Origin of the sequence: Klebsiella sp. KE9456, from assembly GCF_043832615.1 — a bacterium.
GTDB lineage: Bacteria > Pseudomonadota > Gammaproteobacteria > Enterobacterales > Enterobacteriaceae > Klebsiella > Klebsiella indica.
This window is the reverse complement of sequence record NZ_JBDYQK010000006.1, coordinates 162,461-183,214: the sequence shown is the minus strand read 5'-3', so window position 1 is coordinate 183,214 and position 20,754 is coordinate 162,461. Positions and strand designations below refer to the sequence as shown.

14 protein-coding genes and 1 pseudogene are annotated in these 20,754 nt (G+C 49.6%); 10 read left to right on the top strand and 5 right to left on the bottom strand.

Going from position 1 to position 20,754, the window contains the following annotated elements:
* Positions 1–147: 147 nt before the first annotated feature.
* The 4 genes from ABK821_RS08310 to ABK821_RS08295 form a co-directional block, all read right to left on the bottom strand.
* Positions 148–1,425, bottom strand: a complete 1,278-nt coding sequence (locus ABK821_RS08310) for an FAD-binding oxidoreductase (protein ID WP_142501545.1) — start codon at positions 1,423–1,425, stop codon at positions 148–150.
* 17 nt (positions 1,426–1,442) lie between these two features.
* On the bottom strand, positions 1,443–2,111 hold the full coding sequence (locus ABK821_RS08305) for a haloacid dehalogenase type II (RefSeq protein ID WP_142501546.1): 669 nt from the start codon (positions 2,109–2,111) through the stop codon (positions 1,443–1,445).
* A 31-nt stretch (positions 2,112–2,142) separates the two neighbouring features.
* A complete protein-coding gene (locus ABK821_RS08300) occupies positions 2,143–3,612 on the bottom strand; it encodes an aldehyde dehydrogenase (protein ID WP_138361571.1) in 1,470 nt (489 codons plus the stop codon).
* Between the two features lie 631 nt (positions 3,613–4,243).
* Positions 4,244–5,701 carry an NAD-dependent succinate-semialdehyde dehydrogenase gene (locus tag ABK821_RS08295; RefSeq protein ID WP_138361572.1) on the bottom strand — a complete coding sequence of 486 codons (1,458 nt, stop codon included), beginning with the start codon at positions 5,699–5,701 and terminating at the stop codon, positions 4,244–4,246.
* Positions 5,702–6,469: 768 nt separating this feature from the next.
* On the opposite strand from ABK821_RS08295, the gene ABK821_RS08290 reads away from it, so the two are divergent.
* From ABK821_RS08290 to ABK821_RS08245, 10 genes and pseudogenes are all read left to right on the top strand, one after another.
* Complete coding sequence (locus ABK821_RS08290; RefSeq protein WP_142501871.1) at positions 6,470–7,465, top strand: hypothetical protein; 996 nt, start codon at positions 6,470–6,472, stop codon at positions 7,463–7,465.
* Between the two features lie 139 nt (positions 7,466–7,604).
* Positions 7,605–9,005, top strand: coding sequence for a hypothetical protein (locus ABK821_RS08285; RefSeq protein WP_138361573.1), 1,401 nt, complete (start codon positions 7,605–7,607; stop codon positions 9,003–9,005).
* Positions 8,998–9,771 carry a chromosome partition protein MukE gene (locus tag ABK821_RS08280; RefSeq protein WP_138361574.1) on the top strand — a complete coding sequence of 258 codons (774 nt, stop codon included), beginning with the start codon at positions 8,998–9,000 and terminating at the stop codon, positions 9,769–9,771. The genes ABK821_RS08285 and ABK821_RS08280 overlap by 8 nt, the downstream gene beginning before the upstream one ends.
* A complete protein-coding gene (gene mukB / locus ABK821_RS08275; RefSeq protein WP_138361575.1) occupies positions 9,768–14,351 on the top strand; it encodes a chromosome partition protein MukB in 4,584 nt (1,527 codons plus the stop codon). The genes ABK821_RS08280 and mukB overlap by 4 nt, the downstream gene beginning before the upstream one ends.
* Complete coding sequence (locus ABK821_RS08270; RefSeq protein ID WP_138361576.1) at positions 14,351–15,358, top strand: Wadjet anti-phage system protein JetD domain-containing protein; 1,008 nt, start codon at positions 14,351–14,353, stop codon at positions 15,356–15,358. Before mukB ends, ABK821_RS08270 begins: the two co-directional genes overlap by 1 nt.
* A 146-nt stretch (positions 15,359–15,504) precedes the next feature.
* A pseudogene (locus tag ABK821_RS08265) lies at positions 15,505–15,939 on the top strand (hypothetical protein); the annotation flags it as partial.
* On the top strand, positions 15,936–16,142 hold the full coding sequence (locus ABK821_RS08260) for a helix-turn-helix transcriptional regulator (RefSeq protein ID WP_138363236.1): 207 nt from the start codon (positions 15,936–15,938) through the stop codon (positions 16,140–16,142). The pseudogene ABK821_RS08265 and the gene ABK821_RS08260, both read left to right, overlap by 4 nt.
* Before the next feature lie 348 nt (positions 16,143–16,490).
* Complete coding sequence (locus ABK821_RS08255) at positions 16,491–16,748, top strand: AbrB/MazE/SpoVT family DNA-binding domain-containing protein (RefSeq protein WP_138363237.1); 258 nt, start codon at positions 16,491–16,493, stop codon at positions 16,746–16,748.
* The gene (locus ABK821_RS08250) at positions 16,749–17,081 is read left to right on the top strand and encodes a type II toxin-antitoxin system PemK/MazF family toxin (RefSeq protein ID WP_098142490.1); all 333 of its coding nucleotides are present in this window, start codon (positions 16,749–16,751) and stop codon (positions 17,079–17,081) included. It abuts the gene before it with no gap.
* A gap of 847 nt (positions 17,082–17,928) precedes the next feature.
* Complete coding sequence (locus tag ABK821_RS08245; protein WP_343178275.1) at positions 17,929–18,810, top strand: integrase domain-containing protein; 882 nt, start codon at positions 17,929–17,931, stop codon at positions 18,808–18,810.
* A gap of 565 nt (positions 18,811–19,375) precedes the next feature.
* Here ABK821_RS08245 and ABK821_RS08240 read toward each other — a convergent pair.
* Positions 19,376–20,638, bottom strand: coding sequence for an integrase arm-type DNA-binding domain-containing protein (locus ABK821_RS08240; protein WP_343178274.1), 1,263 nt, complete (start codon positions 20,636–20,638; stop codon positions 19,376–19,378).
* Positions 20,639–20,754 lie beyond the last annotated feature (116 nt).

Below are 20,754 nucleotides of genomic sequence, written 5' to 3'. Positions count from 1 at the left end.
ACCCTCAATATGAACTGCTGCTATTTAGATAGTCGTTACTGACGCCCTGGCGCGGCCATCATCATGGTTCAATCAATCGCCTTGCGACAATGTCGCGTAACGGTTTGTCACGACACGATTTATCGCGTAACCAGAGCGCAGAAATAATCAGGAGATCCGATCCTTCGCTTTGTAGTACAAACCCGCGAGAGGTAAAAACCAGGGTTTCCCGTGGTAACCGGGCAACGCGGGCCATGCCTCGCGCAGCCAGGGATTTTCATTTCGTTTTTCTGCTATCACATCGGCCATTACCCTGCCCATCCATGTTGACATCTGCGTGCCATGCCCGCTGTAGCCAAGGGAATAGAACACGCCGTCGTGCTCACCGGCATGCGGCAGTCGATCGGCAGTCATATCCACCATGCCTCCCCAGCAGTAATCAATGTCCACATTGCCCAGTTGTGGAAACAGTGCCGTCATCGCGGCCCGTAACACCTGGCCGCTACGGGTATCTGAGGTTGGATTGCTCACAGCAAAACGGGCACGTCCGCCAAATACCAGGCGACGATCGGCGGTCGTGCGGAAATAGTTGCCGATATTCAGCGAGGTGACATAGGTGCGATCCCGAGGCAGTATCTGATTCAGCAGGCCATCGTCCAACGGTTCGGTCACTACAATGAAGCTGCCCACCGGCACAATACGACGCTGAAACCACCGGAATGGCCCTTCGTTAGAGACGCCTGTCGCCATCAATACTTTGTCAGCAATAATCTCGCCTTTGCGGGTGGTGATACGATGACGATATCCATCAAGGCGAGTCATATCGCTGACTTTATGGTGGGGGAAGATCTTTGCGCCACTACGCGCGGCAGCCTCCGCCAGACCGATGCCAAATTTTCCCATATGCATCTGACCACCACGTTTTTGCAGCAGGCCGCCGTGAAAAGCATCGCTACCGACTTCACGACGAATCTCGTCTTTGCTGATAAGCTCGATCTCCGGATCGACGGTGTCGCGCATCAATTGCCAGGCGCTGCGTAGCCCAGAAAAATGCGTGGCTTTGCTGGCGAGCTTCAGCTTGCCGCACAGACGAAAATCACAATCGATCTGTTCTTCACGGACCAGTTGCTCAACGTAGCTCACCGCATCATCGTACGCGCGATAAAAGCGGCTGGCCTGCTCCAGCCCCTGGCTGGCGACCAGCGAGGCGAAGTTTTGCGCCACGCCGGTGTTGCAGTGGCCACCGTTGCGTGCCGACGCCTGACTCATTATGTCGCCACTCTCCAGCAGCACCACATCAATGCCAGCACGCGCCAGATTAAGCGCAGCCGAGATGCCAGTAAAACCGCCACCAATGACCACCACGGAGGCGGTTCCGGGCAGCGTCTCTCTTGCCGCACCGTGAAATTGCGGTGCAGTTGCCTGCCAGAAGGATTCGAGTTTCATTGGGCTGCCCTCCCGGCTCAGAGACCAACCACTGCGGGCAATCCGCCAATATCTTTAATCTCGGTGTAACCGTAAGCGGGGTTGGCCGGATCGTGACCGCGATTAACCCACACTTTGTGGGTAATCCCCATGTCATGACAGGTCATCAAGTCGTAACGCAGACTGGATGAGACATGCAGGATCTCTTCCGGGCCGCAGTCGAGTTTTTCCAGCATGTACTCGAAGCCCTTCATTTGCGGTTTGTATGCCCCAACTTCTTCGGCGGTGATCGCCATATGGATCGGCGCGCCCAGACGAGGAATGTGATGCGACAGCAGGTCAGTCATTGAGTTGGAAAGCAGTACCAAAGGAAACGCCTGCGCCACCTTTGCCAGCCCTGCGGGCACATCCGGGTGGGGGCCCCAGGTGGCGCAGTCGGTGTAGATAAAATCGCTGTCTGCCTTGTCCCAGTGGACTCCCCACTTTTTGCAGGTACGCTGTAGCGCATTGCTCACCACCTCGTAATATGGCTTCCATGCGCCCAGCACTTCATCGAGGCGGTAGCGGGCAAAATCGATGATAAAAGACGGCATAACATCCGGCGTCACACGCTCTTTGAAGCAACGCTCAGCTGCACCCGCCATGTCAAAGTTGATTAAGGTGCCGTAGCAATCAAAGGTGATGTATTTTGGTTTACACAATGCCATGACTCGACCTCGTCGTTGTCTGATACGTAAATTAAAAATCGATTAATACGCTTTTCTGGCGCTGGCAGGCCTGAAATGCCTGGCGCCCCAGGTCTTTGCCGACACCGGAACCGAGAAAACCGCCGGTAGGGATGATAAAATCGCCGGAGCGACCATAGCGGTTGATCCAGACGGTGCCCGATTCAATGGCCCGCATGGCGCGCATCGCTCGTGGAAGACTCAGGGTGTGCACCCCGGCGCACAGGCCATAAGTTTCATGTGCGGCAAGGTGGAGCCCTTCATCTTCATCATCGAACTCCTGCACGGTGAGCACTGGACCAAAGATCTCCTGCTGCACTGCCGGGTTGTCCGGCGCAACACGGCATAACAGCGTTGGCTGCCAGAACCAGCCTTCGTCGGTGTCGGCAAAACGCTCGCCGCCCACCAGCACCTCCGCGCCCTCGGCTTGCGCCGCGGCAACCACGGACGCCACTTTATGACCCTGACGCTCATCGATCAGTGGTGAATAGCGGCTGTCAGCCCGCCAGGTGAGGCCTGGCCGCGGCTGCTGGCACAGCGCCACCAGTCTGTCGAGTAATGGTCGGGCGATGCCACGCTGTACGATCAGGCGCGTCCCGGCCACGCAGGCCTGGCCGCCGTTAGCGGTAAAACCACGCAGAATGCGTTGCGCCACCACCTCGACATCCCCTGCATCATCAAACACGACCTGCGGACTTTTACCGCCCAGCTCAAGAGTCACCGGTTTCATACCATGTTGTGCCGCGTCGCTCATAATGCGCGAACCCGTGACAGTAGAACCCGTGAACGAGACTTTACGCACCAGCGGGTGCTTCACCAGCGCGCTACCGGTGACGGCACCACTACCCTGTACAATATTCAGAATGCCTGCGGGTAAACCGGCCTGTACCGCCAGTTCCGCCATACGCACGGTGGAGAAAGGTGTCAGCTCAGAGGGTTTCAGCACCACCGCATTACCTGCCGCCAGCGCCGGGCCACATTTCCACGACGCCATCGACAACGGGAAATTCCACGGCGTAATAGCGCCAATCACGCCATAGGGCTCGGAGATCAGCATGCCAAGACTGCTCTGCTGGGTGGGGAACAGATCACCACTGTATTTATCCGCACACTCGGCGTAGAAACGAATAGCCTCTGCAGTGAACGGAATTTCATGCTGCACCACGTCGCTGATGGGGCGGGTTGAACCGAGTGCTTCGAGTTGCGCCAGTTGCCGATCGCTCTCAATCAAATCTGCCCAGCGACGCAATACCTTGCCGCGCTCACGCGGTGGACAACTGCGCCAGCCACTGACGGTGAGCGCACGATGAGCGATACTGACGGCACGATCGACATCTGCCGCAGAGGCTTCGCTCAGCGTGGCGTAGACTTTGCCATCCGACGGACGCTTAACCGCAAACTGTACGCCCTGGCTATACTGGTGTTGACCATCGATATAATGCCCGGCGGGTAAAGAAACTTTTTCAGGGTCGAAACTTAACATGAAAAATCCTTATTTTTCACACCCATCATTAGTGTGTTAATTAAAATGCTCATAACCGTCACACTTCAAGTTGCATAAGTATTAGCCGCACTCTTTTCTCACTCCCTTCATATAACTCTCCGGGCTTCCGGGATTCACTTTCTTACTATCGTCCTGTAAAGCGAATTATTTGGGTATGATTACGCAGGATGTATGCTGCTAGTGTTCTAATGCAGAAAGCATGCCAGCACAGAAAAAAATATTAATGCATAAAAACAGCGCAAAAAAAATTTTCTGCCGAATTGACAAGGGAAATCTCACGGAATTGCCGAGCAATTAAATAGATGATTTTATTAACAAACATGACGCATTACTTTGGTGCGATTTACCGGAATTTTGCACCAGAATGGAGAATTAGCAAAAATGTTTAAGGTTAAGTACAAAGTAAAAAATCGGGGTTACAGGTGGTATTGAGTCCGCCTCACTGGTGCGTACTAAATGCCCTGACAATAGGTCTCCGCCTGTTTTTAAAGATCTAAATCCGCAAAAATAAAGCACTGTTACTGGCCAGCTCGACAGGAGATATTTATGCAGATATAAAAACGCCTGTTACTAAAAGTAACAGGCGTTCGGATGGCTGTTGAGAATTTAATCAGAGATTGCCAATATGGAAAGTTTTTTGCTCCAGGTACTCTTCAATTCCATAACGTGATCCCTCACGTCCTAATCCGGATAATTTAATCCCTCCAAATGGCGCGGCATCCAATGAAATGGCGCCAGTATTAAATCCAACCATACCAAATTCCAGCGCTTCAGCTACACGCCAGGCCCGACGAATATTTTCGGTGAAGAAATAAGCGCCAAGACCGTAAGGTGTATCATTGGCCATTGCCAGCGCCTCGTCTTCTTCATCAAAAATAAATAGCGGCGCCACAGGGCCAAAAGTTTCTTCATGGGCGATACGCATTTTACTGGTGACATTACCAAGCACAGTTGGCTGGACGAAAGTGCCATTTGACTGGCTGATACCCCCTTTCAGCAAAATTGCGCCCTGACTCAACGCATCGTCAATATGGCTATTGACTTTTTCGACCGCGCGGTCATTGATCAGTGGCCCGATGGTGGTTTGCGCCTCAAAGCCGTCCCCCACTTTCAGGGCATCCACCGCCTCCAGCAAACGCTGGCTGAAACGTTCATAAATACCACGCTGCACCAGAATGCGGTTGGCGCAGACACAGGTCTGACCGGCATTACGGAATTTACTCGCCATGACGCCGGCGACGGCAATATCTAAATCAGCGTCGTCAAAGATGATTAACGGCGCGTTGCCGCCCAGTTCCAGGCTCAAACGCTTTACGCTGTCGGCACTTTGTTGCATCAGTAATTGTCCGACCCGCGTAGACCCCGTAAAGGAAATTTTGCGCACCGTGCGGCTAGCCGTCAATGTCTTACCAATCTCGGTAGGCAGTCCGGTCAATATCTGCAGCACACCACTCGGGAATCCCGCCCGTTCCGCCAGCACCGCCAGCGCCAGTGCAGAGAGCGGTGTCAGCTCAGAGGGCTTAACAATAATCGGACAACCCGCAGCCAGCGCCGGAGCCACTTTGCGGGTGATCATGGCAATCGGGAAATTCCATGGCGTTATCGCCGCTGACACCCCCACAGGTTGCTTCAGTACGATAATACGGCTGCCTTCAGCTGGTGCCGGAATGGTGTCGCCATAGATACGGCGAGCTTCTTCGGCAAACCATTTCACAAAACTGGCCCCGTACAGCACTTCGCCTTTGGCCTCCTGGAGTGGCTTACCCTGCTCGGCGGTCATAATGATCGACAGGTCATCTGCATTATCGAGGATCAACTGATGCCATTTCTCCAGCAGCGCGGCGCGGGTGGCATTCGGGGTTTTACCCCAACGGATACGTACCGATTCGGCATACTCTATCGCCTGTTCCGTTTCATCAGTGCCCAATGCCGGAATGGACGCCAGCATCTCTTTAGTTGCAGGATCAATTACCGTTAACGTCGAGCCATCTCGTGCATCCTGCCAACGGCCACCAAATAGCGCCTGTTGGCGCAATAACTCCGGATCTTTCAGTTGAATTCGTGACATGCTCTGCCCCTGTATCTGTGTCACTTTACTTTAACGCGATGACACAGCGCAGGATGTTTTTCTGCGATAACGAAATAACATAGCCAGGTGTTTTGCGGCAGGAAAAGAAATTTTATGCTGTGGGGAGATATGCTGGCATCAAACAGACGCCAGAACAGGATTTACACGAGAAGGTTCTCATGTCGATGAGTCAGGGAGGCGGACGCGGGATCTGCACATCAATCTGTATGCTGTACTGAGGGCCGAACTTACAGTATCGGAATGGAAGATCAGGTAAATGACAATTTACACCGTCACTGCTCCGCCAGCAGTCCAGTTTGATTAAACCGAATAATCACCGGCTGGAAACAGCGAACAATGCAAATACCCGCCTGATTTATTTTCAGTCCACACTGGAGATTGCCGGTCACTGAAAGAGTCATGAGGCTGTTTAACAGATGTGAGTAAGCGTGGGAAAGGGAATAACCCTTTAATAAAAGGCAAAAAACCAGACGTCAGTAGACATCTGGTTTCTTTAAATTGGCTCCTCTGACTGGGATCGCCTTTGCCAGTAACTGGCTGTTTAGTAAGCTAAAGTAAAAATTATGGGTTGTCAAGACCACCAGAATGACCACCTATTTTTTCTGGTTTTTCCTTTCTGTATTTAAGTCGAGTACTATGGTTTGTACACCACCTTATCTATGCTTTCCTTCAAACTCAGATAAAGCGCAAAAAAGCTGCGGTAGATAAGCCAAGGATTGCTACATAACATCAGGAGCCAGATAAATGATGGAAGGTCAACTAATTTTCTGTTCGGATTCGATCCTGCGCTTTCGCTCTGACTATGATGAAACAACAGCACTTCCGTTGCTATCAATCCAGAAAACTATTTCAGATACCGATCCCTTTTTTCTTCTCAGGTTCTTTCGTCATACCGTGATGATTGAAGAAGGAACAACACTGGCGAATATCTTTTTTGCCATTGAGCCTTGGAAGGAACTGCTAACTGCTTATTTGGATCGGGATGTTGGGGCCTATATTGACGAAGTAAGAAAACCATCCAAACCCACCACATGGAATCTGGAGTGGATTGGCATTGATCGCCGAAGCTCTGTTTACCGCGCATATCAGCATCAGGATATGGGAGACGGTGAGGATTTTACAGCTTGGTTCAATCGTGAGCGGATCCCCACCGACGAGTTTGATATAGAAAGTAGCTGCGATGCTTCCGGTTTTATCAAAGGTGATAAAGAACGCTGGAGCCTTAGCGAAAATGTCCACGAAATTAAAAACCTACCTGTAATCCTCTACAACAAGCAAACGCTGATGACCTTGCAGAAGGATGAGTTGCTAAGAGAAAGTGTCTCTGGGGTGAATAGTACCGATCGTAGCCGTTTCGTTTATGGGGATACCTCTTTTTCCTTCTATGAAGTGATGGAAGCCATTTTCATTAGCGGTTTGTTCTTCTATACCCCAAGTGCTGCTACGAGCTGCTTTGACGGATTAAAAAATAGTCTCAATGGACTGGAAAGCGAGGTATCGAAGGAGACTGAATCTAATCTCACTGACGGTGGAGAAGATAAACAGCTAAAAATAGAAGTTGCCGATGGGGCCTTTGATTCCCTGATTACCCACATGGAGTCTGAAACCGAAAACTGGCAACTTATCAAAAAACGATGCCAAAATGAGAGTTCTTTGCCACTCAGGATTGGGGTTATTACACTGGCAGAGCCGCCGGAGTTGCGCTTATGTGGAGTGATTTGCCGGGATAGCAGCGGCGTTTAAGTTGTTATCGATTTCTGTAATGATCTTGAGGCAGAGGTTGAATTTATGTCACTGTTTCAGCGAGAAAAAAGGATCTCCAGCTATTAATCTGATATAACAGCATGGATACTGAACGAGAAAAGCCGAGGTGAGCTTTATCATGGACAATGTCACACCTACACCGCAGCAGTTTACTAGCCCACTAAGCTGCATATTGTTAAAAATCAGTAAATACCAGCCGAATTTGCATCTTACCCCTAATGAGTTTAGTTATCTGGCGGCGATGGCGATGTGGGGTATGGAGGAGTCAGGTGTCGAATCAAATAGTGAGCATTACTTTGTACAATCCGGCTACGATGAGGCCACATGTCACAGCATCATCCGTTACGTTGATGAAAGAATAAATGAGGATCCTAATACCTCCGATGTTCGGGTTAATAACTTTCTGAAACGAGCGCTGGAGCAGGGATTGTTGTCACTGGCCGGAATGTCTGTCGCTGATGTGGGTGGAACATATCGTCTGACTCAGTTAGCGCATGATTTGTTAAAACCTTTCCAACAATCTGATGAATTAGAGGATAAAGAAACATTAAGCCAACGTTATCTGAGAATTGATCAGGAACTGTCCAGTTTAAATGCTGCCAGCGATGGAGAAAAAATTACTGATAGTGAATGGTTGGTGAAGGTAGACCTTTTTTTACCGAGCTTGAAGGATCTGCTGACGGGCGTTTTTAAAAATCAGGAATTCCTTATCTCTAAATTTCATTCAATGCGCTCCGAGATACAAAATGAAATTGGTGTTTCTCTGGAAATGGAAATTCAGCAACTTCTGGAAATAATACGTACGCTGGCTGGTCAGATCAACGATTTGAGAATGTTAGTAATGAACCGTGCCGATGCGGTATTAATACAACTGGAAATTTTGCAAAATACAGTCGTAAAAAAAGGTGGGGCTCAGCGATTAAAAAATACATTATCCTCTTTGTTTGGTTCATTAATGGATGTCCGAGAATTCGCTAATCATTCCTTAAGGGATTTATCCGGATTCTTTAGCAGCGTACTGGACCGTATACGCATCCGTATCGCGTTAGATCCCAATGCTAATCTGGGGTATTTAATCGATCGTACTATCGAGTTGTTTGGTCGGTCATCATGGTCGTTAGCATTACCTTCGACCGTTAAGCTAATGCAATTACGTGAATGGGACACACCGCCGCCTCCGGCGGATAATGCGTTGTTCCTCGATGATAATGATGATGAAGAATTGGTGCGGGAGATGCCTGCGTTTCAGTTAGAGAGTTTCGCAAGGGAGTTTGTTGAAAAGGCATTAAGTGATAATAAACCGGTGAGTAACGTTTCTGTTATCAGAAATATTTTAAGTAAATTCCCATTCAATGAAACGGTTCGCTTTCGCTTGGCACAGTGTACAATAAAAGAACTGATGAAACAGAGTGACAATATCCAGGATGATATTTCCCCGGAATGGGTTTTAATGGATGAGTCAGCAAATTACGAAATCGAAGAGCAATGGCTAATTTCACAAGGTGATCTCAATGACTGAGCTTGAATCCACACAGGGTGATCAATTTAATACATTTCTGGATGTGATGAAATCACCTCTATTCCCCGTTGTAGATTATAAATTACGTAGAGGGGTTAATATATTACCTGCGGATTATATGCTGTATTCATTTGTTAATCAGGCATTTAATCCGCTTTGTGAATATTACGACTGCTTGTCTTTATCTCTATGCTTTTCCAATGAATCTGTTTATTACTTACTGCCTCAGCGCCGTGGGAAAATACCATTAGAGCGATTTAATGAGTTGCAGATGGTCACTGGTTTGATTATTGTTGCAATGGAACTCGAAAAACAGCTTAGCCAAAAAGAGTGGTTCACAACGAATCAACTACTGGAGCGAATGAGTAATCAATTATCTGAAACCAGAATGCTGGAGTTATTCCGCCGTCGTCCTGGGCAACAGACCCAATACGATTTATCTAAAATCCAGGATGAAATCAGAAAGGCGCTTATAGTATTCGATCGCTATGCTTTTATTCAACTCTCTAAGGATCGGCAATCCTTCCAGACAACACCCGCTATTTATCGTTTTATTGAACCGCTGCGAGGATTACAGCAAGAGTCAGAAATTCCACAACGCCTGGCTGAACTGATTCAAGAGGGTTATCTGGTCAATATTGATGAGGCAGCGCGGGATAGTGTAGATGAAGATTTGGCAGAGAGCGATCGTTTCTCTGCCGAAGAAGAAATGGATGCAACGGGTGATTTATTTGCTTCCGGGACTCATGAAGGGGAACAATTGTGAACCATTACCCTCTGATACGTAGCCTTAGTATTGTCAACATTAATGGCATTATGGCCCGAACGTTAAATCTGGTGAATCCTCACGCACTGCGTACATCGCGACAGTATGGTGGCACCGTTTCATTGTTGGGCAATAATGGTGCGGGAAAAACGTCTTTGTTGGGCGCGTTTATGTTCAGCCAGATCCCTGATATTCGCTACATTAGTTTAGGGACTAAGGATGATTTCAAAGTTTCAACATCAATAAAAGACAGCGAAATGTTTCCACGCTTAGGGCAGCCCAGTATTGTTGCTCTGGAGATTGAGGCCCGAGGGACAGGCCACCGGCATCTGTACGTCGTTAGGGCTGAAAAAAAGACAGGAACAACACTAGAAACCCAGCTATTTTGTTTGAAACTTCCCGATAGCGTTAACCCACTGGATTGTTTACTTGATCGTAAGGGACAAGTGGCTCACCCGGTAACAACAGATCAGTTACGCGATAAAGCAGCACTATTAGGATGCGCTATTCAGTCATTTAAAGACCCAAATGCCTACATGTTGGCACTGTTTCAGCATGGCATTTTACCCCGAGCCTGTCAGTCACCCGATGATAAATACCGTCTGGCCCAGATCCTTCATTCGGCAATGGCCGGGCGTCTGGATAAATCGATAGAAAAACATCTCAGCGCTTATTTAATGGCTCATACTCGCGGGAATATACATTCCGTAGTGAATATGGTGCATGAGTCCATGATCAAAGTCAGGCTTACGCAGCAAGACCTGCAAAGTTATCAAAAGGATTATCAATTTTTTAATTCATTACTTACGTTGAGCTTATCATTTTCAGCCAATACGTGGTCAGTTATTGAGAAAACGCTGGCGATGAATGATGAAGAGCGCACTATTATTCAGAAAGAAAAATATCGGATTGAACGTGAGCTGGAAAAAATTGAGGAAAGCCTGAGTTCCCTAAGGCGTAAGGAAGACGCCATAAAATCGGAACAGTCAATAGCGCAACAACAGATGAGTGATATTGAGCCCCGGCTGTTATGTGCTCGTGATGGTAGGATTTACTTTGATCACGAGCAAAGAGCAATTGGTGAACTGAATAAACTTGAACCTCAGTTAGAGAGTGCGGAAGAAACAAGCAAACTCCAGCAAGGCATTGTTGATGAGCTGGAAAGAAAAAAAAGTGAGAATGAAGAAAGCCAGCTACGCACAGCCAAACAGCTGTCTAATGTCGTGTCGCGTTATGACGTTGCTCAGAAAATGGCATCGCAATATAACCACGCAAAACAGCTCTATGATGAGATTAACCAATGGAATATGGCTTTTACGCTGTCTGAATTAACCACATTCATTGAACAGTTAGCGAATCAGGAAAAAGAGGCGGGGAATGCCCTCAACCATGCAGAGCGCCAATTACGATCTCATCAGGAAATCCTGAATGCTTATACTTTCGCCGCAAACAGCGCGCGAAAATTGGGGGATAATATCTCTCCTCCAGACGCTCAGCGCTGGTTTAGGGAAAAATGTGCTCAACTGGAAAAATGGCGTATCGAAGACGCTCAACTTAGTGGGCGACAACAGCATCATAAAACGTTATTGAGCGATCATCAAAAACAGCGGCGTCTCCAGCAGCGGCTTCGCGATGCAGGCATGCTATCGCTGCCATTGAGCGATGAGGATTTTGCGCAGCAACTGGTGATGCAACAAGAGCACGAATTGCGCTTAAATGAACAAAAGGAACAATTAGCGCAACGTCAGACCGAAGTACAGGAACAAATTAAGCAGCTTGATATCGATATTGCACGCTATGAGCAACAGAGTCAGCAGTGGCACCAATATCAGCCATCAGTTAGCTATTTACGTACTATTTTTCCTGATGATGATTTGACACCGCAACGCTGCGAACAACTTATTCTTGACCATGCGTTACGCATTAAATCACTTCGGCAGATAGTCATTGGCTACGAAACGGAAATAAAACAATGCCAGGGGCGTCGTGACAAACTGAGTGGAAGAGAAGCTGGGAGTCTTGAGTATTTACGGACTCTTGCCGCTGACGTATCGGGAATATCGGTTGCTGAACTGTACGCAGATATCGAAGTACAGGACGCCGGGTATTTTGAGGCGGCATTAGGGCCGTTAATGTTCGCTATACTTGTCAATGGTGATGTCGATGATGCCGCCAGACAATTGCTTACACAATACGATGAGCAATGGCCGCTTCCCGATATTTTGTTGATCAGTGTCACCCAGCCTATAGACGTTTTGCGCAACGAACCGTTCGAGTCGGAATTACTTTTTAAAGATATCACCGACCAATATAACACGGAGGAGAGTATCCTCCCGCCCTGGTGTGTTATAGATGAATCGCGTTACCGCCGTATCAGTCAGATACGTTCAGAGCCCGTATTAGGTGATAAAGCCCGCGAGGCGCTTATCCTTCAGTTGGACCAACAGATTCAACTGGCGGAAGAAAAGAGCGAGACGCTGGAACGTGAGATTGAAGACGTTGAACGCCACAACGAACATCTCAAGGCCGTTAGCGCGGCCCCCCCATTTATCTGGGATGACGAACCACCGCTGGAGGATACTCGCCGACAGCGAAGTCATCGTCATACCGCTCTGACAGATATTGAAGAAAAACAGAGAAGCGTGTCCAGTCAGTGGAAAAAAAGCCGGAATCTCTTACTGGCGCTACAGGAATGTGAACCAGAGAGTAAAATCCTGTTTCGGGATTTTCCACAGGAACTGACCGAGATTGGTGATCAGATAAAGCGGGCTGAAGCTGCCGGGCGTGATATTAAACGCTATCAGCCGTTAATTAATCAGATAGAAAAAGAGTATCCGTTACTACGGGAAGAATACCCGGAGAATATAGCGCAAGTACGTCAGCAGGTTGAGCAGAACGAGAAAGTCTGGCAAACCTCTGCAATGCGAGTTCGACTGGTGAAAGAGTTAGACAGTGTTCGTGCTCACCTTAACCAGGAATATGCTAATGCTCAGAAAATACTGGAAGATGAAGCCCAAGCGCAAATCCTCTTATCAGACGATCAAAAACGACTGGAACAGGATGGCGAACGGATTAAACAGGAACTCAGAAATGCAAAAAATGAGTTAGCTGAAAAAAATAAGTTTTATTCAGATATGATATCCGCGATTACTCGCTACCGCCAGAATCGTGATGAGGCTAAAAATGATCTGGATAATTTGCCATTTCCCTACACATTCGGTCTGGAAATTAAACTTGCCTCACAGCTCGCGCATTTACAGAGCCAACTTGAAAAACTGAATAACAATTTAAGAGAGTGCTATACAAAAACGGCTGCGTTGCATCAGCAACGCTCAAAAGAAGAATTAAACCTGACAAATCAAAATAACAAACTTACTGCCCTGACAGAAAAAATTGAACAGATAACTAAGCAGCGCAACGGAATTATAAGTGCATTAAAAGCCGATGGCTCTTATGGTGAGCTGGAACCTGTAATGCGCGAAATGCTGATCAATGGCAAAGTACCATCACCGGGAGCGCTTTTGCTAGTTGATCAATCATTGCTGACTCAACTGACCCGGTTAACTATTGAATATTCTATTTCTTCAGCCGACCCCTTTATGCGGCAATTAGCGTCCTGCGGTCAGGATACATCTGACATCGCTGAAGTCTGTGCCACGCTTTACAGCCGCGCAGTGGCGCTGTTTCGCCGCCGTGCACGGCAGGATATCCAGCGCACTACACAGCCAAGAGAAATGTTGCAGGCGTTATCTAAGGCGGCGAAAGACGCACAGATCATGTTGGTTGAAACCGAGGCTGCGTTCCAGATGCGCCGGGATGAACTGGCCGACGCTCTATCGCGCCGGATTAACGATGAAAAAAGGGCGATAAGCCGGTTAAGCGCTGAACTTACCGGAATTGGCTTTGGGCAGGTTGCCAGTGTGCGTCTGGAAGCCAGGACGGTTAAGCATTTTCAGGATACCCTGAACGCCCTGAAATCAGGCGGATATGGTATGGACGATCTCTTTTCCACGGCAGGAACCGTTACCGAAGCGCTGGCTGGCCTGTATAAAAAAATCAATCAACATGAAATTGATGGTTCACATTTGCTGGATCACCGTAATTATCTGGATGTAAAAACGCTAATACAGCGTCGTGGCGCAGAGCAGTTTGAACCACTGAACGCTTCCAGCCTGTCAACCGGGGAACGAATCGGCTCCGGGCTGGCGGTGCTGATTGCCGTGCTCAGGCACTGGGGACGTAGCTCTCACGGTAACAAAGAGCCTTTCACTTTGCCGCTGGTGATGGACGAGGTTTCCCGTCTGGATGCCGCCTCTCAGGCGACAGTCCATGAACTGGCGGTAAGAACCGGGTGCCAGATGTTGGTTGCGGCCCCGGAAACGTTAGGAAAAATTACCGGAACCGGCTACCAGTTGGTGCGCATAGTCAGGACAGAGGACACGGGAGCCAACGGGCAAAGTGTTACGCACCATCAGGTGAAAATTACCGGTGTCCGCGACGCCCAGCAGTTGCCATTTGACGTTGATAGCTATCTGGCTACAGCAGAGAATGCTGAAAGTGACGAGGTGAAAGCAATTTAATGCATAAGCAACTGTTTCAGTTAGGTTTCCCGGTCAGTGAACTTGGCGATATTCTTCAGCAACTGAAAGAACGGCAAATGATGTTCGAAAATGATAAGGAAAAGTTGCTACGAAATTATCTGGCTGAACTGGGTATTATCATCCCTTTCACGCGCAATCGCTGGCGGCTGGTGGAAAGTGAACGCCTGGAAATCCTGCTGGTGCAGGTGCAGCAACAGATACAACAACAGATCATTGGCAGAAAAGAGCATCGTCCGGCTATCCCACGGCGAATGCAGAGGATCCATCATAAATCAGCGTCGGCATGGCGAGGTAACAGTAAAGCAAGTCTGAGCCAACCCTTAGTCAAAGGGCAGACCGTTACCTATGATGATATCTTACGACTTCGTAGCCAGGGGACGGCGCTGCGGCTAACGTTTACCGGCAATAATAGGGAAAACGTTTTGTTTGCCGATGATGAAAGTCGATGGCGTTCGGAGTGTTGTTTGCCAGAACGAATGCTACTTGATTTACTCTCTGTGGACATGTCATCGGCACAACTGATCATGACCGTTGAAAATTTAGGTGCTTATGTTGATATGCCGCTTGTTGATGGTTTGATACTGATTTTTGCTCCCGGTCTGAATTATCAACCCGCCTGCCGGTGGATTTCGCAATACGGGCAGGATATACCTTGGGTACATTTTCCCGATCTCGATCCGAATGGATTGACGATTGCCCGACAACTATCCCACTCATTGGCCCGAGCCTGCCGGATCTGGTTACCGGACTTTTGGCCGTCAGCACACCAGGTTAATGAGGTGATTGGGGCCGGAAAACATGCCTGGGATACCGCGCCGGATTGTCCTCAACTTACGCAATTAAGGCAGGAACAGCGCTGGATTGAACAGGAGGTGCTGGTTGTGGACTATCGTTTTAATGCAGCGATGCAGAGGTTGGTTAATCATTCTGGTGATGAAATAGTACTTATCGAATCGACGGAAAGCTCAATTGAACAAGATGTGTAGAAAAAAGAAATTAGACTTGTAAAATTCATAAGGGATAATTTAATGATTGACAGATTAGAGCTTACAAAAAATGTCCAGTTCTATGACCTTAAAATTCCTCTCGATAATGAGGAGAGACAAATCACAAATAACGAAACTCTGAGCAACTTTCCGTTCCCTTCAACGCTGCCACGGATTTCACCGTACTGGCAGAACACTGCAAACAGTTCGCCGAAATCCTGATCGAACACGACGATCCCACGCTGAAAATGGCGCTCTGCGGCAGGCTTAACGCCTGTCTGAGGCTGCTCCAGCCCTCGCTGCTCGATCCGATCCCGGATCACATGATGGACAGTCTGACCGTTGATACACTCCCTGCCAGCTCACCGCGTTTCGATCCCGAATGTACCGAACTTTGCCACTACTGCCTTGCCCTGACGCAGGTGCTGACGGGACAGGGGCTATTACCGGAAACCCGAAATTACCTTGGCTGCCTGCTGTACGACCTGATCCACTATTTCTCTGATGAAATCACTGCTCCACGCTGGTTACGTACCGCCGACGGCGTGAAGTTTATTGACGGGGTGGAGGCCAAAGCATGATGCAGTCTGACTGGCATCCTGCCGACATTATCGCGGCCGTAAGAAAAAAGGGAACCTCACTGGCGGCACTTTCTCGTCAGGCGGGTCTGGCCTCTTCCACGCTGGAAAATGCACTCTACCGCCACTGGCCCAAAGGTGAAAAACTGATTGCCGACGCGCTGGGTGTCACGCCGGAACAAAACTGGCTTTCGCGCTACCGCTGATATCCCCCCGGCGCAGCCCGGATACGGAAGCTGCGCCGCATTTTGTTTATCCGATCCGTCATAATCCTTTGAATCGCAAAAACAGTTTCCTATTATCAGCCTTCTTTGTTACCCACTAAGCTCCCGCCTGCACGAAATGCTTCATGACCTGAAAGAAGCGCCTGAGGTATCAGGATGGTTGCCCTTTTACCGGCAATGTCGCCTTTGAAAACTGCCGGATCTGTCCTCTGATGGATTAAGGCTTTCTTCACGCTTTATTACGCTAAGGAAATCACAATGAATCTGATGAATAATTGTGCATCGCCTGCCGTAGATGTTATATTAAAATATAATATCCGGAGGTGCGCTATGTATACCACTCGTCTGAAAAAGGTTGGCGGATCCGTCATGCTGGCGGTTCCTCCCGCCGTGCTAAAAACGCTGGGGCTGTCGACGGACAGCGAAGTGGGCATGATCATTGATAATGGCTGCTTGATTATTGAACCTCAAAAACGTCCCCGCTATTCGCTCGAAGAACTGCTGGCGCAGTGCGATCCGCACGCCGAAATGAGTGAAGAGGATCGGGAATGGATTGATGCGCCTGCGGTGGGCAAGGAGATCCTGTAAATGGACAGAGGGGAAATCTGGCTCGTTTCACTGGATCCGATTGCTGGTCACGAGCAAAGCGGAAAACGTCCGGTGCTTATCGTATCGAAGGCATCGTTTAACAAGCTGACCCGGCTGCCCGTTGTTGTTCCCGTCACCAGCGGTGGAAACTTCGCCCGCGCAGCCGGTTTTACCGTCTCACTGGACGGCGCGGGAACAAAAACAACGGGCGTTATTCGCTGCGACCAGCCCAGAACCATTGATATGGGAGCCCGTAACGGTAAGCGGCTGGAACGTATACCCGATGCTGTCGTGAATGAAGTACTGGCCCGACTGGAAGCCATTCTGAGCTGATGCTTTTTATGTAACCTGAACGAGGGCGCTGTCACATACCGCGCCCTCATTTTTTATAACGACAAGTGATTAAAAAATTTTTTGCAGGTAAAAACAGTTTCTCCTTTCCGCGCCAGCGGTACTGGCGTAGCCTCCCCCTTGCTCTATGCTGTCGTTGACAGCGCCACGCTTCACAACCTGAAAGAAGCGCCTGTTATCAGGAAGGTTGATCCGTTTACCGGTGCAGACCTCTGCAAACACCGGGTCGCAGAGCATCGCAACGGAGGCCCGAGTTTTAACACGATACGTCCTTTTACTGCGCCAGCCTGCTGGTCTGAATCTGCACCGCGCCGGAATTCTCCCGACTAACCTGTATCTGCTGACACCCTCAGCGCCTTTTACCTTACGGGCTGTGGCCTGCATTGCCGGAAGGCTTTGCTGCCGCGTGACCGCAAAACTGCACCAGACGATAAATTTTCAGACACTACACCAGTGCCAGTGCGTCACTTTAACCGCGCAGAGCGGGAAAGTGACGCACGAACCCTTTTTACCTGCACCAGAAAACTCAACTGCGCCAGCTTATCGCTGGATTCTGACACTGCCTTTTCAGGCCATTTAACCAATAAGGAGAACATGAACCGATACCGGAGGGGGATCAGGACGATCCGGGGGATAACCCGCTAAGGCGGGCGGCTGCTCAGAGAGCACAACCGAAGCCCCACCACACCTCAACGGCTGCCGCCCCGGCGCTCAGGTATCGTTCGCAGCCCCGACAAAAAACAGGGGCTATTGGCCTACGCACCGGGGAAAGCTGTATCAGTGTTGGGTTTTTGGGATGAGTTTGCGGCAATCATGAAAAGGGGAAAATATGGGGATTCTGGAGCAGGAAATGAAGCGTCTTGCACAGCAGGCTGGCGGCAGCCATAAAACCGTTCACGACCGCATTAAGCTGGCGCAGCGGTTTTGTGAGCGTCTGGTGCTGGCGCAGAATGTGCAGATTCGCCGGGTGGAGCAGCTTAAGGCGCGGCATATTGAAGGCTATGTCCGCGAGCGACTGGCGCAGGGCATCACGAAGCGTTCCCTGCAAAACGAGATGGCGGCGGTGCGCTGCATTCTGAAACAGGCCGGGCGCGACAGGCTGGCGCAGAGTGAGCGGCTGAACAACCGCTCTCTGGGATTGTCCGGCGCATCCCGTAACGGCACGAAGCTGGCGATCACGCCGGATCATTACCGGTATGCACTGGAAAACGCCCGCGTAAAAGATCCGGGGATGGCGGCAGCGCTGGAACTTTCAAGACTGATGGGGCTGCGTTCGCAGGAGGCGGTGCAGAGCGTACAGTCGCTGAAAACGTGGCGGCAGGCGCTGGAGCGCTGTGATACCCGGTTAACCGTGGTGTTCGGCACCAAAGGCGGACGACCCCGCGAGACGATTATTCTTGATGCTGATGCTGTCAGAAAAGCGCTGGATAATGCGCTGACCGTGGCAGAAGATCGTCACGGCAGGCTGATCGATAAGCCGGACCTGAAAAGCGCTATGAAATACTGGCACAGTCAGGCGTCACGTCTCGGGTTAACGGGCGCATATTCCCCACATTCACTGCGCTATGCGTGGGCGCAGGATGCCATTCGTCATTATCTGGCGCAGGGATTTTGTGAGAAGGAAGCGCTGGCAATGACGGCGATGGATTTGGGTCACGGCGACGGACGTGGGCGGTATGTGGCGCAGGTTTACGGGCGGGAAGTTGACTGACAAACAATAATAGTTTTTAACTTGTAAAATATGCAGACAAGAGCGATTGATAGTCGTTGTCTTAAAAAATTGGGTGATTAATCGGTTTTCGTACAAAAAATTTCCACCCAGAAATTTTTTGTACGTTTTCCTCTCAATAACGATGATTCTGAACGGTATAGCCTATTATTCGTCTCTGGTGCAGCATCACAGTACTCTTGCTGATGATTGCGCCAGCAAAAGGAAAAGGCCCGGTAAAGGGTGACGAAGGGTAACAGCGCCAGACCGGAAAGGGCCAGGGACTGAAAGGGCTTTAACTGGTGCAGTCCTGATATTAACAGGCTACGGTAGACTGGTGCAGGTAAACGGTGACATTGAACTGGTGCAGTTATGGCGTATCGGTAAATCGGTTTCTGGTACAGATTATCTGGCAGTTATCGCCTGAAATTATTCGACGTGGAATAATTTTGTACGCTTTCTGATTAGTAACTATAAAATTGAAGTCAAATCCTCTCGATGCAAAAAGCAGATCCGGATTCAATCAGGATCTGCTTTTTCATTTTTAACAAATCATACTGCTACTGGCTCAGGCTGCCTCATGCCGCCGGGCATAAATATAGGGCGCAACGTATCCCTCGCGGCTGACATCCAGATAATCCGACCACCATTGCATCATAGCCTTGCGGGCGTCGAGGTGTTCGGCGCGGTGAATATATGCCGCCCGCACGCTGTTACGCTCCTGATGGCTCATCTGACGCTCCACCGCATCCCGCGACCAGAGTTCAGATTCCACCAGTGCGCTACAGGCCATTGCCCGGACGCCATGCCCGCAGATGTCGGTTTTGGTATCGTAGCCCATCAGACGTAACGCCCGGTTGATGGTGTTTTCACTCATCGGTTTGTAAGGATTGTGATCACCGGGGAACACCAGTTCCAGATGACCGGAGATTTCATTTATCTTCTTCAGAATGGCGATAGCTTGATGAGAAAGCGGCACAATATGCGGGGTACGCATTTTTGCGCCACGACCAGAGAAACGGACTTTCTCTATGGTCTCGCGAGTGGCGGGAATGGTCCAGATTTTGTTTCTGAAATCAATCTCGCTCCAGCGGGCAAAGCGCAGTTCGCTGGAACGGATAAACAGATGCAGGGTCAGCGCTACCGCCAGCCTTGTTAACTGCCGTCCCTGCTGATAGTCACCGATACGTTCCAGCAGCTCGGGCAACCGCTCCAGCGGCAGGGCGGGATAGTGATTTTTAACCGGCGGCGCGGTGACGCCTTCCAGATGCATCGCCGGATTGTTTTCAGTCAGTCCCTGCTGTACGGCGTAACGCATGATGTTGCAAAGCTGTTGCCGGGTTCGGGACGCGACTTCCAGAAAGCCTTTATCCTCGATAACTTTCAGTAACGCCGTGAAATGCTGCGTTTTCAGCATTGTGGCAGGCACATGACCAATTGCCGGGAAGATATGATTTTTCATACTGGCGAGGATGCGCTCTGCATAGTCAGCCGACCATTTCTTGTTGGTTTTGTGCCATGCCACCGCAACGGCCTCAAAGCATTTTTCCGGTGACGCGGCGGCTGTTTCAGTTATGCGTTGTTGTGCAGGATTGATATTCTGCGCCAGCAGTTTACGGATACCGTCGCGCTGCCGGCGGGCGTCGGAAAGTGAAACCTGCGGATAGGCACCTAAGGCAATGCGGGATTCTTTTCGGTTGAAGCGATATTTAAGATACCAGAGGCGTGAACCGCCCGGATTGACAAGCAGATACAGACCATGAGAATCGGTCAGTTTAAAGGGTTTATCAGAAGGCTTGATACTACGGATTTTCGCGTCGGACAGGGACATATGGTGGTCACTCCATTATCGAACTGAAATGACCCCAAATCAGACCACCAATTTCGCCGGATGCGCAGGGAGAACCAGATACGCATCGGGAAAAATTTTCACGCTAACTTATTGAA

What these genes read in the sequence shown, in the direction of transcription:
- ABK821_RS08300 (WP_138361571.1), bottom strand. Translation starts at nt 3,612, where the DNA reads ATGTTAAGTTTCGACCCTGAAAAAGTTTCTTTACCCGCCGGGCATTAT.
- ABK821_RS08280 (WP_138361574.1), top strand. Translation starts at nt 8,998, where the DNA reads ATGACTGAGCTTGAATCCACACAGGGTGATCAATTTAATACATTTCTG.
- ABK821_RS08240 (WP_343178274.1), bottom strand. Translation starts at nt 20,638, where the DNA reads ATGTCCCTGTCCGACGCGAAAATCCGTAGTATCAAGCCTTCTGATAAA.
- ABK821_RS08260 (WP_138363236.1), top strand. Translation starts at nt 15,936, where the DNA reads ATGATGCAGTCTGACTGGCATCCTGCCGACATTATCGCGGCCGTAAGA.
- ABK821_RS08310 (WP_142501545.1), bottom strand. Translation starts at nt 1,425, where the DNA reads ATGAAACTCGAATCCTTCTGGCAGGCAACTGCACCGCAATTTCACGGT.
- ABK821_RS08290 (WP_142501871.1), top strand. Translation starts at nt 6,470, where the DNA reads ATGGAAGGTCAACTAATTTTCTGTTCGGATTCGATCCTGCGCTTTCGC.
- ABK821_RS08295 (WP_138361572.1), bottom strand. Translation starts at nt 5,701, where the DNA reads ATGTCACGAATTCAACTGAAAGATCCGGAGTTATTGCGCCAACAGGCG.
- ABK821_RS08285 (WP_138361573.1), top strand. Translation starts at nt 7,605, where the DNA reads ATGGACAATGTCACACCTACACCGCAGCAGTTTACTAGCCCACTAAGC.
- ABK821_RS08305 (WP_142501546.1), bottom strand. Translation starts at nt 2,111, where the DNA reads ATGGCATTGTGTAAACCAAAATACATCACCTTTGATTGCTACGGCACC.
- ABK821_RS08270 (WP_138361576.1), top strand. Translation starts at nt 14,351, where the DNA reads ATGCATAAGCAACTGTTTCAGTTAGGTTTCCCGGTCAGTGAACTTGGC.
- ABK821_RS08255 (WP_138363237.1), top strand. Translation starts at nt 16,491, where the DNA reads ATGTATACCACTCGTCTGAAAAAGGTTGGCGGATCCGTCATGCTGGCG.
- ABK821_RS08245 (WP_343178275.1), top strand. Translation starts at nt 17,929, where the DNA reads ATGGGGATTCTGGAGCAGGAAATGAAGCGTCTTGCACAGCAGGCTGGC.
- ABK821_RS08250 (WP_098142490.1), top strand. Translation starts at nt 16,749, where the DNA reads ATGGACAGAGGGGAAATCTGGCTCGTTTCACTGGATCCGATTGCTGGT.